General features: G+C 73.2%; 13 protein-coding genes and 1 pseudogene. 10 read left to right on the top strand and 4 right to left on the bottom strand.

What is annotated here, in order from left to right; genetic code table 11:
* Nucleotides 1–80 precede the first annotated feature (80 nt).
* Nucleotides 81–1079, top strand: a complete 999-nt coding sequence (locus ACGFMM_RS17365; RefSeq protein WP_393647183.1) for a zinc-dependent alcohol dehydrogenase family protein — start codon at nt 81–83, stop codon at nt 1077–1079.
* Between the two features lie 67 nt (nt 1080–1146).
* Here the strand turns inward: ACGFMM_RS17365 and ACGFMM_RS17360 are convergent, their stop codons facing one another.
* On the bottom strand, nt 1147–1644 hold the full coding sequence (locus ACGFMM_RS17360; protein ID WP_393647182.1) for a cupin domain-containing protein: 498 nt from the start codon (nt 1642–1644) through the stop codon (nt 1147–1149).
* A gap of 198 nt (nt 1645–1842) precedes the next feature.
* Between ACGFMM_RS17360 and ACGFMM_RS17355 the strand changes: the two genes are divergently transcribed.
* The 6 genes from ACGFMM_RS17355 to ACGFMM_RS17330 all read left to right on the top strand — a co-directional run bounded on the left by ACGFMM_RS17355 (nt 1843) and on the right by ACGFMM_RS17330 (nt 8056).
* A complete protein-coding gene (locus ACGFMM_RS17355) occupies nt 1843–2772 on the top strand; it encodes a hypothetical protein (protein WP_393647181.1) in 930 nt (309 codons plus the stop codon).
* Nucleotides 2769–4031, top strand: a complete 1263-nt coding sequence (locus ACGFMM_RS17350; RefSeq protein WP_393647180.1) for a sensor histidine kinase — start codon at nt 2769–2771, stop codon at nt 4029–4031. Before ACGFMM_RS17355 ends, ACGFMM_RS17350 begins: the two co-directional genes overlap by 4 nt.
* Before the next feature lie 35 nt (nt 4032–4066).
* The gene (locus tag ACGFMM_RS17345; RefSeq protein WP_393647277.1) at nt 4067–4684 is read left to right on the top strand and encodes a response regulator; all 618 of its coding nucleotides are present in this window, start codon (nt 4067–4069) and stop codon (nt 4682–4684) included.
* A gap of 121 nt (nt 4685–4805) precedes the next feature.
* Nucleotides 4806–6254 carry a peptidoglycan D,D-transpeptidase FtsI family protein gene (locus ACGFMM_RS17340; protein ID WP_393647179.1) on the top strand — a complete coding sequence of 483 codons (1449 nt, stop codon included), beginning with the start codon at nt 4806–4808 and terminating at the stop codon, nt 6252–6254.
* Between the two features lie 140 nt (nt 6255–6394).
* Nucleotides 6395–6784 (top strand): hypothetical protein, encoded by a 390-nt coding sequence (locus ACGFMM_RS17335; protein WP_393647276.1) that lies wholly within the window; start codon nt 6395–6397, stop codon nt 6782–6784.
* A gap of 66 nt (nt 6785–6850) precedes the next feature.
* Entirely contained in the window at nt 6851–8056 is a 1206-nt protein-coding gene (locus ACGFMM_RS17330) for an MFS transporter (protein ID WP_393647178.1), read from the top strand.
* An 81-nt stretch (nt 8057–8137) separates the two neighbouring features.
* Here the strand turns inward: ACGFMM_RS17330 and ACGFMM_RS17325 are convergent, their stop codons facing one another.
* Complete coding sequence (locus ACGFMM_RS17325) at nt 8138–9190, bottom strand: AraC family transcriptional regulator (RefSeq protein ID WP_393647177.1); 1053 nt, start codon at nt 9188–9190, stop codon at nt 8138–8140.
* 55 nt (nt 9191–9245) lie between these two features.
* Here ACGFMM_RS17325 and ACGFMM_RS17320 point away from each other — a divergent pair, with 55 nt between their 5' ends.
* Together ACGFMM_RS17320 and ACGFMM_RS17315 are read left to right on the top strand one after the other, a co-directional pair.
* Nucleotides 9246–9476 carry a hypothetical protein gene (locus tag ACGFMM_RS17320; protein WP_393647176.1) on the top strand — a complete coding sequence of 77 codons (231 nt, stop codon included), beginning with the start codon at nt 9246–9248 and terminating at the stop codon, nt 9474–9476.
* A 36-nt stretch (nt 9477–9512) separates the two neighbouring features.
* The gene (locus tag ACGFMM_RS17315; protein ID WP_393647175.1) at nt 9513–10733 is read left to right on the top strand and encodes a TerD family protein; all 1221 of its coding nucleotides are present in this window, start codon (nt 9513–9515) and stop codon (nt 10731–10733) included.
* Between the two features lie 78 nt (nt 10734–10811).
* On the opposite strand, the pseudogene ACGFMM_RS17310 reads toward ACGFMM_RS17315, so the two are convergent.
* Both ACGFMM_RS17310 and ACGFMM_RS17305 read right to left on the bottom strand, forming a co-directional pair.
* Nucleotides 10812–11969 (bottom strand): annotated as a pseudogene (locus tag ACGFMM_RS17310) (RNA-guided endonuclease InsQ/TnpB family protein).
* Nucleotides 11970–12114: 145 nt separating this feature from the next.
* On the bottom strand, nt 12115–13563 hold the full coding sequence (locus tag ACGFMM_RS17305) for a hypothetical protein (protein ID WP_393647174.1): 1449 nt from the start codon (nt 13561–13563) through the stop codon (nt 12115–12117).
* Between the two features lie 206 nt (nt 13564–13769).
* On the opposite strand from ACGFMM_RS17305, the gene ACGFMM_RS17300 reads away from it, so the two are divergent.
* Entirely contained in the window at nt 13770–15596 is a 1827-nt protein-coding gene (locus ACGFMM_RS17300; RefSeq protein ID WP_393647173.1) for an endonuclease/exonuclease/phosphatase family protein, read from the top strand.
* Nucleotides 15597–15598 lie beyond the last annotated feature (2 nt).

Below are 15598 nucleotides of genomic sequence, written 5' to 3'. Positions count from 1 at the left end.
ACCGCAGGAAAGACGCCCGGACATGAAGGGGCGGTCTTCGGACATGGAACGTCTCGCCGGCCGCTCCTACGGTCGACGGTATGACAACTGACACGCAGACCAGGGCAGTTCTGTTCCACGAGCTCGGCGGGCCGGAGGTCCTCACCGTCGAGGAGGTGCCTCTCCGCTCCCCCGGACCCGGCGAGGTGCGCGTCCGGGTGACCGCGATCGGCCTCAACCGGGCGGAGACTCTGTTCCGTTCGGGCGGCTACTTCTACGAGGCGACGCTGCCGGGCTCCCGGCTCGGCTACGAGGCGGCCGGAGTCGTCGAGGCGGTCGGCGCGGGCGTGACCGCGTACGCGCCGGGCGACGCGGTGCTGTCCGCCGCCAACTTCGACTTCGGGGTGCACGGGGTGTACGCGGAGCGGGTCGTGCTGCCGCAGGAGTACGTGGTGCCGGCCCCGCCCGGGGTGGACGCGGTGACGGCGGCCGCGGCCTGGCTGACGTACACGACCGCGTACGGCGGACTGGTGGAGACGGCCGGGGTCCGGGCCGGTGACCACGTGGTGATCACGGGCGGGTCGAGCGGGGTCGGCACGGCCGCGATCCAGACGGCCCTGCGCGTCGGCGCCATCCCGATCGCCACGACCCGCGGCGAGGCGAAACGGCAGCGGCTCCTCGACCTCGGCGCGGCGCACGTGATCGTCACGGGAAGCGAGGACCTGGTGAAGGAGGTCGGCCGGATCACCGGCGGCCGGGGCGCCGACGCGGCCTTCGACGCCATCGGCGGACCGGAGTTCGCCCGGCTCGGGGAGGCGCTGAGGCCGGGCGGGACGACTGTGCTGTACGGCTGGCTCGACCCGCGGCCGGTCGCCCTGTCCATGAACTGGCCGCAGACCGTGCACATGTACAACAACTTCACGCTCACCGAAGCCGCGGAGGGCCGTCGCCGGGCCGCCGCGTTCCTCGGTGCGGGGTTGGCCGACGGCACGCTCGCCCCGGTGGTCGCGGAGACCTTCGCCGGTCTGGAGCGGATGGCGGACGCCCATCGGCTGATGGAGTCCGACGCCCACACCGGGAAGATCGTGGTGACGGTCTGACACGCCCGCCGGCGGACCGTGCTCAGCGGGCGGCGCCTCAGCAGGCCGCGCCTCAGCGGACCGTGCCTCAGCGGGCGGCGAGGGCGGACTGCCAGACGGGGCTGTCGACGTAGTGGTTGTCGTACTGCTCCGAGGAGTCCTTGATCTCCTGGACGCTCGCCTCGCCGCGCATCACCCGGCCGAGCAGCCGGAGGTAGTCGAAGCGCGGCATGCCCGGCGTGAAGACGAACAGCACGTCGGCGGTGTCGCCGGGCGCGGCGGCGAAGGCGTGCGGGGTGTGCGGCGGCACCAGCAGGAAGTCGCCGCGCTCCAGGACGGTGAGCTCCTCGCCGAGCAGCACCTGGAGCGAGCCGTCGATGACGAAGAACAGCTCCGACGCCTTGGTGTGGAAGTGCGCCGGGGCGCCGACCGCGCCCTTCGCGAAGGTGGAGCGGTAGCTGGTGAGCGCGCCGCCGGTGGCGTCGGAGTCGGCGAGGAGCGTCATCACGGCGCTCGGGTCTGCGGTGGTCTCGGCCTGGGCGGCGCGGGTGAGGACGGGGGCGAAGGGCTGCGTCTGCGTGTTCATGAAGATCACTCTACGGGGCTGAGTGACCTGGCACGGGGTGCATTCAGGGGCTGATTTCTCTGGTCAATTCGCAAGGGAGACCCTGCTCGCCGGCACCGGAACTCCTCCTCGCGCGGCTCCTGTCTCCCCCGTGCGGCGGAGGCGGTTCCTCTCCTCGCAGGAGGTGTCGTGGGCACGCCGAACAGCAGGGTGGGAGCCATGAAGAAGACTCTCCGCGCCCTGGCCGTCCTGGCCACGCTGCCGTACATCTCGCTGAAGATCGCCTGGGTGGCGGGCAGCAGGATCGGCATACCCGAGAACAGCGTGCTGCTCGACGACCCCGGCCTCATGGCCGTCCTGAACAGCGTCACCGTCCTGATGGACCTGGGCGTCGTCGTGCTCGCCCTGCTGCTCACCCAGCCCTGGGGCCTGCGGGTGCGGTCCTGGCTGCTCGGGCTGCCGATGTGGGCGGCGACCGGACTGCTCGCCCCGATCGTGGTCGGCTTCCCCGTACAGCTGGCGACCGCCGCGGTCGCCGGGGCCGAACAGCACACCGCCGGCGGGGAGCCGTTCCTCGAGGAATGGGTCTTCTCCGTGGTGTACGGCGGGTTCATCGTCCAGGCGCTCGCCCTCGGCACGCTGTTCGTCCTGTACGCGCGGGACCGCTGGTCGCACGTGTGGGCGGGCCGGGTCGGCGAGCTCGCCCCCGACCTCTGCGGGCGCGCGACGCGGGTGACCGCGGTGGCCGCCTCGGTGCTCGCGCTCGTGCCGGCCGCCCTGCACGTGCTGTGGGCGTCGGGCGCCGAGTGGGGACTCTCGGCCGCCCGGATCGCGGACCGGACGTCGGACTACTACGTCCTGGAGGCGGTGCGGGCCGGCTTCGTGGTCGCCGCGGCGGCCGCCGTGCTGACGCTCGTCTTCCGGCTCGGGAAGGCGCGCCGGGTGGGCGCCCCGCTGGCGGCGGCCTGGATCGGCACGGGCGGCGTGGGCTGCTGGGGCGCGTGGATGCTGCTGGCCGCGTCGATGCCGGGCTCGGATCCGGCGAAGGAGCCCACGGCGCAGATGATCACCTCCTACGCTGGAGAGATGATCACGGGGTTCCTGCTGGCCGGCTGTCTGACGGTCTTCCTGCGCCGGCGCGGCGCGTGAGAGGCGCGGTCACCGCGGTGTTCGGCCGGCGGGCGGTGCTGCGCTGGGTCCATCTGATCCTCGGCGGCGCGCTGTTGATGCCGTACTGGCTGCTGGGCACGGTGGTGCTCTCACCGCTCTCCGACGGGCAGGGCCTGTTCAACGGCTCGGTGGGGCTGCAGTTCGGGGCGTACGCCTTCGCGCTGCCGCTCGTCGCGGTGACCGCGCTGTTCCCGCTCGCCCGACCGATGTCGGTGGCGGTCGCGCGGGCCCTGTGCGGGGTACGGGGCGAGGAGCTCGCGGACGGCCCGGCGCGCGGGCGGGCCGCGCGGGCGCGGACGGCCGGCTGGCTCGTGCTCCACGTGGGCCTCGGCGGTCTGGTGAGCGGGGCGACGCTGGCGCTGCCGCCGTTCGCGCTCACCATGCTGGTACTGCCGTTCTCGGAGCGGCTGCGGAACTCCGAACTCAGCCGGTTCTGGGGCGTGGACGCGCCCTGGGTGCACTGGGCGGGCGTCCCCGGGGGCCTGCTGATGCTGGTGGCCCTGGCCGCGGTCGCCGCCGGGGCGGGCGCTCTGCTCGCCGGCTGCGCGCCGCGGCTGCTCGGGCCGAGCCCGGCGGACCGGCTCGCGGCGGCCGAGCGGCGGGCCGAGGAGCTGGCCGTGCGCAACCGGCTCGCCCGCGAGCTGCACGACTCGGTGGGGCACGCGCTGAGCGCGGTGACGCTGCAGGCGGGCGCGGCCCGCCGGCTGCTCGACAGCGACGCCCCCGACGACCGGGCGTTCGTGCGCGAGGCGCTGACCTCGATCGAGGAGACCACCCGGCGCACGGTCGGCGAACTCGACCACGTCCTCGGCCTGTTGCGGCGGGACGACGACGGCGCGGCGTCCGGCGAGCTGCCCGGGCCGGGTCTTGAGGCGCTGGCCGCCCTGGCGAAGGGCGCGGGCGCGGCCGCGGAGGTGACGTGGACGGGAGATCTGGAGCGGGTGCCGCGGACGGTGTCCCGGGAGGCGTACCGGATCGTCCAGGAGGGGCTGACGAACGCCGCCCGGTACGCCGGCGGCGCACCGGTCACGGCGCATCTGGCGCTGGACGACGAGGGGTTGGAGATCACCATGGAGAACCCGCTGGCCGGCCGTCCGGCGCCGGTCCGCCCCGGCGGCGGCCGCGGGCTGCGCGGCGTCGCGGAGCGGGCGCGGCTCCTCGGCGGCTCGTCCGCGGCCGGGCCGGTCGACGGCGTGTGGCGGCTGACCGCCCGGCTGCCGCTCGGCGGTGCGCGGTGACGGCGATCAGGGTCGTGCTCGCCGACGACGAGCGGATGGTGCGGACCGCGCTGCGGGTCATCCTGGACGCGGAGCCGGACCTGGAGGTGGTCGGGGAGGCGGCGACGGGGGCCGAGGCGGTGTCCGTGGTGCGTGCGCTGCGGCCGGACGTGGTCCTGATGGACGTGCGGATGCCGGAGGTCGACGGGATCCGGGCCACCGAGCAGATCCTGGCCGGGCCGGCGGACCCGCCGCGGATCGTGGTGGTGACGACCTTCGAGAACGACGCGTACGTGTACGACGCGCTGCGCGTCGGGGCGGCCGGGTTCCTGCTGAAGCGGGCGGCCCCCGAGGAGCTGGTGGGCGCGGTGCGGCTGGTCGCCCGCAGCGACTCGCTGCTGTACCCGGCGGCGGTGCGCGCTCTGGCGGCCGAGCACGCCCGGCGGGCGCCGCGGACCGCCCCGCCCTGGGTGGCCCGGCTGACCGAGCGGGAGGCGGAGGTGCTGCGGCTGATGGCGACCGGGATGACCAACGCGGAGATCGCGGACCGGCTGTCGGTGGGCGCGGCGACGGTGAAGACGCATGTGGCGGCGGTGCTCGCGAAGGTGGGGGTGCGGGACCGTACGCAGGCGGTGATCGTGGCGTACGAGTCGGGGTTCGTCACGCCGGGCTGACCGTGCGACGCTCGGGGTCGCACGGGCTCGGCCCCACGCACTTCGGGTGATGCATGAGGATTGTCTGAGAAACCGGTCGGATCCGGAACGTCCGGCTCCCATCGGTTCGTCCTTCCGGGGGATGAACAAGACGATCAGGCGCGCCTCGGTCTTCGCGCTGCTTCTGGTGCTCGCGGTACTGCTGCGGGCCACCTGGCTGCAGGCGTACGAAGGCCGGGCCCTCGCAGACGACCAGCACAACCGGCGGAAGACGATCGCGCAGTACGCGCAGCCGCTCGGCGACCTCGTCGTGGCCGGGTCCCCGGTCACCGGCTCGAAGCCGACGAAGGGCGGCGACCTCGCGTACAAGAGGTCGTACACCGACGGCGAGCTGTACGCGGCGGTGACCGGCTACAGCTCCCAGGCGTACGGGGCCACCCAGCTGGAGGGCATCTACTCCGGCGTCCTGGACGGCACCGACACCCGGCTGAAGAACCCGGTGGACGCCCTCACGGGCGAGCAGCAGAAGCCGGGCGACGTGCTCACCACGATCGACCCTGCGGTGCAGAAGGCCGGCTACGAGGCGCTCGGCGACAACAAGGGCGCGGCCGTCGCGATCGACCCGAAGACCGGCCGGATCCTCGGAATGGTGTCGACGCCGTCGTACGACCCGTCGAAGATCGCCGGGCTCACGGACGGCGAGGCCTGGCGCGCGCTCTCCGAGGACCCGGACAAGCCGCTGGTCAACCGGGCGCTGCGGCAGCCGCTGCCGCCCGGCTCCACGTTCAAGCTGGTCGTCGCCGCGGCGGCACTGGAGGACGGGCTCTACCCGGACGTGGACACGCCGACGCGCAGCCCGGACCCGTACACGCTGCCCGGCACGCGGACCGTGCTGAAGAACGAGAACGCCGCCGCGCCCTGCGAGAACGCGAGCCTGCGCACCGCGCTCCGGTACTCCTGCAACAACGTCTTCGCGAAGCTCGCCGCCGACCTCGGGCAGGACAAGGTCCGGGGCATGGCGGAGAAGTTCGGCTTCAACGACCGGGAGCTGGACGTGCCGGTACGGGCGTACGCCAGCGTGTACCCCTCCGGCATGGACCGGGCTCAGACCGCGCTCAGCGGCATCGGCCAGTTCGACGTGACCGCCACGCCGCTCCAGATGGCCATGGTGTCCGCGGCCATAGCCAACGACGGGCTCATGGCCGCACCGCACATGGTCTCCGAGGTCGTGGACTCCGACGGCACCGCGCTCCAGTCGTACGAGGACGGGCAGACCCGGCGGGTCGTGTCGTCCGGGACGGCCGCGCAGCTGCGCAGCGCCATGCAGACGGTCGTGGAGCAGGGCACCGGGAGCAACGCGGCGATCGACGGCGTGGAGGTCGGCGGCAAGACCGGCACGGCGCAGCACGGCGAGAACAACAGCAAGACGCCGTACGCCTGGTTCACCTCGTACGCCAAGGACCCGGCGACCGGCAAGGAGGTCGCGGTGGCGGTGCTGATCGAGGACTCCGGCGCGGCGCGCTCCGAGGTCAGCGGCAACGGGCTCGCGGCGCCGGTGGCCGAGAAGATGATGCGGGCGGCGCTGAAGTGACGCTGGCGGGCGCCGAAGTGACGCGGGCGGGCGCCGACGTGGGGCGCGGGGTGCTGAAGTAGCCTCGCGGGGACACAAGTTGAGTGCTCAACCGGAGGACTGCCGTGCGTCGCCTGCCCCGTTCCCTGTCCGGCTGGACCATGGCGGTCTTCGGCGTGCTCGCCGCCGCGCTGGGGGTGGTGGGGCTGATCTCCCCCGACGCCCTGCTCACGATGATGGGCTTCGAGCCCATACCCGACGGGGGACGCGCGGACGGGGACCACACCCTGGTCTTCATGACGGCGTCCTCCATGGCCGCGCTCAACATGGGCGTGTACTACGTGCTGGCCGCCCTGGCCGACTGGCGGGCCTTCTTCCGCTGGACGGTGCCCTTCCGGCTGCTGACCTGCACGGTCTTCACCCTCGCCGTCGTCACGGGCCGCGCCCCGTCCGGCTTCCTGGGCGTCGGCCTGTGGGAGGGCGCGGGCGCCCTGGCGACGGGGGCCGCCCTGTGGTGGGAGACCCGGGCCCGGCAGAAGGCCGTCGCCTGAGCAGGTGAAGCCCCTTAGGGCATCCGCCCGATCCTTCGGCGGCTCCTTAGCCGCCACGCTGCGGGCATGAGACGGACGGTGGGCTGCTATCTGGCCGGGGTGCTGGTCTCCGGGTTCGGGACGACGGCCCTGTGGCTGGTCTCCGGCATCTGGGTCAAGTCCCTGACGGGTTCGGACGGTCTGGCGGCGCTGACCGCGTTCGCGCTGTGGGCGCCCGCGCTGTTCGGGCCGGTGCTCGGCGCGGTCGCGGACCGGGTGCGGCGGCGGCCGCTGATCGTGGCGGTGAACCTGGGGATGGCGGCGCTGCTGCCGGTGCTGCTGTGGGTGGACTCGGCGGACCGGGTGTGGCTGCTGTTCGCGGTGCTCCTGGTGTACGGGGCGCAGGGCGCGGTGCAGGACGCGGCGGAGTCGGCGCTCGCGGCGGACGCGCTGGACGAACGCCGGCTCGGGGACTTCAACGGGCTGCGGCTGACGGTGAACGAGGCGGTGAAGCTGGTCGCGCCGATGGCCGCGGCGGGGCTGTTCGCCCGCTGGGGCGGCGCTCCTGTGGTGCTGCTCGACGCGGCGACGTTCACGCTCGCGGCCGGGCTGTTCGCGCTGATGCGGGTACGGGAGGAGCCGCCCGCCGTGCGGCGCGGGCGCGTGCCGGGGCGGTGGCGGGCGGAGACGGCGCACGGGCTGCGGGTGCTGCGCGGCGCGCCGCAGCTGCGGGTGCTGGTGCCGGCGGCGGCGTTCACGATGCTGCTCGCGGGCCTGAACGGGGCGGCGGTGTACGCGGTCGTGGACCGGGGTCTGGGGCACTCCCCCGCGTACGCGGGCGTGCTGTACGCGGTGCAGGGCGCGGGCTCGGTGGCCGCCGGGCTCGCCGCGGGGCCGCTGCTGCGCAGGGTGGCCGAGCCGCGGCTCGCGGCGGCGGGCCTGGCGCTGTTCGCGGTGGCGGCGGGCGCGCGGGCGCTGCCGTACGACGCGGTGGCGCTGGCGGCCTCGGCGGGGATCGGGCTCGGGCTGCCGTGGGTGCTCGTCGCGACGATGACGGCGGTGCAGCGGACGGCGCCGAAGGAGGCGGTGGGCCGGGCGGCGGCGACCGCGAACACCCTGGTGTTCGTGCCGAACGCGGTCGCCCTCGCGGTGGGCGCGGGCTTGGTGACGGTGCTCGACGTACGGGTGCTGCTGCCGGTGCTCGCGGTGGCGGGCGTCGCGGGGGCGGCTGCGCTGGCGGCCCGGACGGCACGCCGGTCCCCCGTGACGAAGACGGAGGGGGCGGGGGTGTGAGGCCCGGCCGAGCCATTGCGGGGGAGCCGCGGCCGGGGCCCGAGTCAGGTGCGCGAGCCGGCGCACGTGACAGAGGCAAATCTACGGAGCGGGTGCGCACCGCGCGATCCGCGGAACGCGGTCGTTGTCCGGAAAACGAACTCCCCCGCCGCTTCGGCGGATCGGGGCGGCGCGCAGGGTCTGCGACGGGGTCTCCCCGTAGCGCTCCCGGTACTGGGCGGCGAACCGGCCCGGGTGGGTGAAGCCCCAGCGCCAGGCCACCGCGCCGACGGTGACCTCGTCCGGCTCGGCGAGGCGCAGTTCGCCGTGCACCCGGTCGAGGCGGACCTGGCGTACGTACGCCATCGGGGTCATGCCCAGGTACTCGCGGAACGACTCCTGGAGCCGGCGCACCCCGACCCGGGCGAGCCCGGCGAGCTCCGCGGTGGTGAACGGGTGCTCGGGGCGGGCGAGGACGGCGTCCATGGCGCGCTTGACGGGCGCGGGGCGGCGCGGCTCGCCGGGATGCGCCAGCTCCTCGCGGTACGGGTGGTCGGCGGCCAGCAGCAGCCCGTTGAGCAGCGCCTCCTGGAGCGGCGCGGCGATCAGCGGGTGGCGGGCCAGGCCCTCGTCGGCGAGGGTCTCGCGAAACGCCCGCCGCGCGAGGCCGACCCAGCTCAGGCCGGGGCCGCGGCCCAGGTCGAGGAGCGGCGCGAAGGCGAGCCGGCGGCCCGCGGTGCGGCCGAGCAGCGCATCCAGGCGGGCGCGCAGCGCCGCCGCGTCGATCTTCACGGCGAGCACCCGGCAGTCGCCGCCCCAGCGGTCGAGGGCGGTGTCGCCGGCCGGGTCGAACACGACGCCGGTGGCAGGGTCCATGGTGCCCGCGCCACGGCCGCCCTGCCGCCAGTCGATGCTGCCCGTCAGCGGGGCGTCGACGTGGTACTGGCCCAGCTCGCCGAAGCGCATCCGGACGTCCGCGCCGCAGATCAGCTCGCCGAGGACCAGCGGGCCGAGGTCGACGATGTCGAAACGGGCCGCGAAGGGACGTTCCTTCTCGACGACGTCCATGAAGTTCGCGTAGTACCGCGCACCGATCTCCCGCCGCGCCTCGTCCACGTCCCGCGTACGGAACGAGTTCCCCGTCTCCCCACCCACAGGGCCGAAGGATATTCGGGTGCGCCGCCGGGCCCGGCGGCGGGAGGATGCCGGGATGCCCAGACCCGAAGGCTTCAGCTACCGGCGGTTCGACGACGGCCGCGTCGAGATCGTCCACCGCGGCCGCGCCGCCGCCACCCTGCGCGGCGACCGCGCGGCGAAGTTCCTGGCCGCCGTCGAGGCGGGGGACGCACAGATGGTGATGGCGCGCTGGACCGGCGCGTACAAGTTCGGCAACGAGCGCACGGCCCGCTCGCATCCGCGTCACCAGGGTGGCCGCAGGTAAGGGAACGGCAAAGCGGCGTCGCTCGTTACCCGGGGCATGACCGCAATGACCCCCGGCTCGAACATCCCGCTCGCCGTCCAGCGCGTGGCGGTGGACGTCGCCGCCCCGGTGCGCCTCGACGTCTCCGGCCTCCTGCTCAACACCGACGGCAAGGTCCGCTCGGACGACGACTTCATCTTCTACAACCAGCCGTCAGGGCCCGGCGTGACGTACCGCTCCGGTGGCGGCACGGCGCCGGACGCCATCGTGGTGGACACCACGGCGGTGCCGGCCGGGATCGAGAAGATCGTCGTCACCGCCAGCCCGGACGCGGCCGGCCAGACCTTCCAGGGCATCGAGCCGACCGCCACGATCCGCAACGCGGACGACGGCAGCGTGCTCGCCACGTTCACCCCGCCGCAGCTCGGCGCGGAGACGGCGCTGGTGGTCGTGGAGATCTATCTGCGGGGCGGCGTCTGGAAGGCGCGCGCGGTGGGCCAGGGGTACGCGAACGGGCTCGCCGGCATCGCGACGGACTTCGGGGTCTCGGTGGAGGAGGAGCCCGCGGCGGCCGCCCCGGTCGCGCCGCCGGCCCCGGTCGCCCCGCCCGTGCCTGCCGCGGCTCCCGTGGACCCGAGGATCTCGGCCCCGCAGGCGCCCGCCGCCCCGCCGGCCGCCCCGCCGGCCCCGCCTGCCGGCGGGAAGATCAACCTGGACAAGGGCCGGGTCAGCCTGCAGAAGAACCAGACGGTGTCGCTGGTCAAGGGCGGCCGCCCGCTGCTGTCCGCGGTCAAGATGGGCCTCGGCTGGGAGCCCGCGTACCGCGGCAAGGACATCGACCTGGACGCCTCGGTCGTCGCGTACGGCCCGCAGCGCAACCACCTGGACAGCTGCTACTTCGGCAAGCTGACCATCCTCGGCGGCGCGGTCCGGCACTCCGGGGACAACCTGACCGGCGAGGGCGCGGGCGACGACGAGGTCATCACGGTCGACCTCGGCCGGCTGCCGGCGGAGGCGACGGGCCTGGTCTTCACCGTGAACTCGTTCTCCGGACAGAAGTTCACCGAGGTCGCCAAGGCGTACTGCCGGCTCATGGACGCGGCGACCGGCGAGGAGCTGGTCCGCTTCGACCTGACGAACGCGGAGGCGCAGACCGGCGTGATGATGTGCAAGCTGATCCGCCAGTTCTCCGGCGAATGGGAGATGACGGCGATGGGCGAGTTCGTGAAGGCCCGTACGGTTCGGGGCATGGTGAAGCCGGCCGCCCAGGCGCTGTAGACGGCCGGCTCGGGGCGGTGGCGGAACTCTCTCCGATTGATTGAATCCTCCCCTCCTCGCAAGGAGGGGACTCCTGGCTCAGGCCGCCTCCCGGAGCATAGCTCCGGGAGGTCTTGCGCCATCGGCACCAGCCGGGGTGATACCAGCCCGGACGAGCATCACGCGTGCGGAGTTCTTGTCTGGGGGACGAGGTTCCGCACGCGGTGCAGGTGTAGGTACGCATCCCCAGCGGCAAAACGTGCTTGGCTCTCGCTCCGCAGTGCGCGCAGTCCATCGTGGTGTGCGAGGGGTGGAAAAGGCGGATGTCCCGCCCGTGCTTACGGCCCATCTCGATCAAGGCCGTCTTGGTGACGCCGATGGCGGCGTCAGCGGCCTTGCGGGCCATGGTGGTCCTGGCAAGAAATTTAGGCCGGAAGTCCTCGACGGCGATGACATCGTGGTCGCGGACGACCTTCTTGGCCCACTTGCGGCTGGTGTCCCTACGCTGCCTGGCGGCCTTCTTGTACGCCCTCGCCCGCAGCTTCCTCGCCGCGCGGTAGCCCTTCGATCCGGGTCGGCCCTTCTGCGGCCTGCGGCGAGCCATCATCCGGTCGTACGGGGTCAGCTTCGCCTGGGCCTTCTTGCCGTATTCGACGTGCGGCAGGTCGTGAGCATCGGACGTGGTGGTCGCGGTCTGCTTCACACCCCAGTCGACGCCGAGTGCGCACCCGGTCCCCGGCATGGGCTCGAGCTGGACGGGGACGACGAATGAGCAGTACCAGTGCCCAAGGCTGTCCTGGTACACGCGCACTGAGGACGGCTCAGCCGGTAGCTCGCGCGACACACCACCGTCAGCAGGATGCCCCCGGCCAGGCACAGACGGCCGTCCTTCAACCGGAACCCGCGCCGCGTGTAGTTCAAGCTCGGCAGCGCCGCGCACTTGGGCTTCCACGTGGGCATCCCGGCCCGGCGCGCCACGGGCACGCCCGATGCAATGTCCTTCTGCGCCTTGGCGCGGGAACGGCCGAAGTCGCGGATGATCTGCTGCTGAGGAACCGACGCGCCCTCACGCAGCCACGGAGTACGGGCACGGGCGTCGGTCAGCATCCTGTCGAGCTGTGCCGGGCCGCACGTGACTTTCTGCCCGGTGGCCTTGTTGTGCGCGTGCACGGCCGTGCACTTGGCCACGCACTCGTTCCACACCCACCGGCACCGGTCCCATTCCGCCGGGCGGGGACGGCTGCGGATATCGGGCATGCCCGATACACGTACCGGCTCCGTGTATCGACCGCCGCCCTCGCTGCCTTGACCTCACAGCGCCACCCCAACGAGCGATCATCAGCACACGCATTCGCACCCCTGTGAAGCCCGCGGGTACGGGACGGGGTGCGGCGCCGCCCCCTCAGTCGTCGGTGCGGGAGCGGGCCTTGAAGGCCGACTTGCGGGCCTCCTTGGCGATGCGCTTGTCGCGGTGCAGGCGGCCCATCGCCTCCAGGACGTCCGCGGTCGCCGGGTGCTCGACGCGCCAGACCGCGTCGAAGAATCCGTCGTGGCGGCCCGTCAGGCCCTCGATGAGGTCCTGGAGTTCCTCCAGGTCGCCGTCCATCTCCAGCTGCGCCGCGATGGTGTCCACGGCCAGCCAGAAGATCATCGCCTCCGGCGGCGCCGGCACGTCCGCCGCGCCCCGCTCCGCCAGCCACACCCGCGCGAGGCCGCCCAGCTCCGGGTCGTCGAGGACCTCCCGCACCGCCGGCTCCGCCTCCGCGCCGACCAGCGACAGCGCCTGCTGGCAGTGCAGCCGGCGCAGCGGCGAGCCCTCGTCGGCGCCGCGCGCCGCGGCGAGCAGCTCGCGCGCCGCCGCCACCGGCTCGCGGCCCGCCAGCCACAGCTCGACCTCGCCGCGCGCCGCCTCGGACGGGTAGTGGGCGACGCCGTCGAGCAGCGCCTCCGGGCCCTTGCCGGTCAGATCGCCGACCGCCGGCGCGTCCACCCCGGCCTCCAGCATCCGGGTCCGGATGCCGTACAGGCCGAGCGGCGTCAGGCGGACCATCCCGTACCGGGACACGTCCTCGTCGTCCACCGACGGCACGGGCTCCTCGCCCTCCTCGGCCATCAGCGCCTCGTCCACCGGCTGGTACTCGACGAGCCCGATCGGCTCCAGGACGCGGAACTGGTCGTCGAGCCGCATCATCGCCTCGGAGACCTGCTCCAGGACGTCGTCCGTCGGCTCGCCCATGTCGTCCGGCACGATCATCGACGCGGCCAGCGCCGGCAGCGGCACCGGGCCCTCGCCCGAGCCGCCCTCGCTGACGGTCAGCAGGTACAGGTTGCCGAGCACGCCCTCCAGGAAGGCGGTCTCCGCCTCCGGGTCCCAGTCCAGCTTCGCGACGTCGATCTCGCCGTCCTCGCCGATGAGGTCGGCCAGCTCGTCGAAGACCGGCGCGGTGGCGTCCGCGAACACCGCGTCGAAGCCGTCCAGCCACACCGCGAGCACATCGGCCGGGGAGCCCTTGGTGAGCAGTGCCAGCTGCTCGCCGGCCGTGACGCCGGCCGCCTCGTCCTCGTCGCCCTCCGGCTCCGGCACCGTCACGAGCCCGGTGTCCACGGCGACCCGCCACGCCTCGCTGGCGTGCGCCGCGCCGTCGTCGTCCGGCTCCAGGCCCAACACCTCGGCCGCCGCGGGCAGTTGGTCGTCGGCGAGCTCGCCGCCCGCGCCGACCCGGGTCTGCGGACCGGCCCAGCGGGCCAGCCGCACGGCCCCGGCCAGCAGCGGCGCGGCGAGCGCGGCCCGCGCCAGCTCCGCCTCCGCGCGCAGCCGAACGGGGGGCAGGGTGGGGCGGTCCGATGCCATCGGGGTCTTCTCCTCAGCGGTGCGGTTCCAGGCGGCCTTCAGCTCCAGGCGGCTTCAGCGTAGACGCATTTGCGGCCGCGTCCGGCGGTTCACGATTCCGTCAGCCCTCGTACACCTGCGGACCCTTGACAAGTGGGGTGCTCTGACAAGAGATTGACGCGCGTAGATCAATCGCCCGATTCTCCAAGCATTACCGGAGCTCCTTGATGCCTTCCTCCATACCGAGATCCGCCGCGGTCTCCTCCGTCGTAGCCGCTGCCCTGGCCGCGGGTCTGCTCGCCGCTTCCGGCACCGCCTCCGCCGCCGACGTCCGCATCCACGACATCCAGGGGACCACCCGGGTCTCGCCGCTGGTGGGCCAGCAGGTCACCGGCGTCACCGGCATCGTCACCGGCGTGCGCACCTACGGCTCGCGCGGCTTCTGGATCCAGGACCCGCAGGGCGACGACAACGCCGCCACCAGCGAGGGCCTGTTCGTCTTCACCAGCTCCGTCCCGAAGGTCGCCGTCGGCGACTCGGTGAGCGTGGCCGGCACGGTCGGCGAGTACGTCCCCGGCGGCCTGAACTCCGGCAACCAGTCGCTGACCCAGCTCTCCAAGCCGACGGTCACCGTGGTCTCCTCGGGCAACCCGGTGCCGGAGGCCGTGACGATCGACGGCTTCTCGGTGCCCGACGCGTACGCCCCCGAGGGCGACCCGGCGGCCGGCGGCTCGATCAACGGGCTGCAGCTGGACCCGGAGACCTACGCCCTGGACTACTACGAGTCCCTCGAGGGCACGAACGTCAAGATCGGCGGCTCCCGTGTGGTCGGCGCGACCGACCCGTACTCCGAGCTGTGGGTCACGGTGAAGCCGTGGGAGCACCGCTCCGAGCGCGGCGGCGCCCTCTACGGCTCGTACACCTCGCAGAACACGGGCCGGCTGCAGATCCAGTCGCTGACCCCGATCGCCCAGCAGCCCTTCCCGAAGGCGAACGTCGGCGACATGCTGGCCGGCGACACCGAGGGTCCGCTGGACTTCAACCAGTTCGGCGGCTACACGCTGACCGCCCGCACCCTGGGCACGGTCGTCGACCGCGGTCTGGAGCGCGAGGTCACCGAGCGCCAGCACAAGAACGAGCTGGCGGTGGCCACGTACAACGTGGAGAACCTCGACCCGTCCGACCCGCAGGAGAAGTTCGACGCGCTCGCGAAGGCGGTCGTCGAGAACCTGTCCACGCCCGACATCGTCGCCCTGGAGGAGATCCAGGACGACAACGGCGCGAAGAACGACGGCACCGTCGCCGCCGGCCAGACGCTGCAGAAGTTCACCGACGCGATCGTCGCCGCAGGCGGCCCGCGCTACGAGTGGCGTTCGATCGACCCGGAGAACAACAAGGACGGCGGCGAGCCCGGCGGCAACATCCGCCAGGTCTTCCTGTTCAACCCGGAGCGGGTCGACTTCATCGACCGCGCCGGCGGCAACGCGACGACCGCGACCGGTGTCGTGAAGGGCGCGTACGGCGCGGAGCTGACCCACTCCCCCGGCCGGATCGACCCGGCGAACACCGCCTGGGAGAGCAGCCGCAAGCCGCTGGCCGGCGAGTTCGTCTTCCGCGGCCGGACGGTCTTCGTGGTCGCCAACCACTTCGGCTCCAAGGGCGGCGACGAGTCGCTGGTCTCGCACCGCCAGCCGCCGAACCGTTCCTCCGAGGCCAAGCGGCTGCTGCAGGCGCAGGCCGTGAACGCCTTCGTCAAGGACGTCCTGTCGATCCAGAAGCAGGCCGACGTGATCGTCCTCGGCGACATCAACGACTTCGAGTTCTCCGCCACCACCAAGGCGCTGACCGACGGCGGGGCGCTCTACCCGGCCGTGAAGTCGCTGCCCCGCGACGAGCGTTACTCGTACGTCTTCCAGGGCAACAGCCAGGTTCTCGACCAGATCCTGACCAGCCCCGGGGTGCACCACTTCGAGTACGACAGCGTGCACATCAACGCCGAGTTCGCCGAGCAGAACAGCGACCACGACCCGCAGGTGCTGCGCTTCCGCCCGTAGGG

It is taken from the genome of Streptomyces sp. NPDC048604 (assembly GCF_043199435.1).
GTDB lineage: Bacteria > Actinomycetota > Actinomycetes > Streptomycetales > Streptomycetaceae > Streptomyces.
The sequence above is the reverse complement of the archived record's forward strand: the minus strand, read 5'-3'. Positions and strand labels throughout refer to the sequence as shown.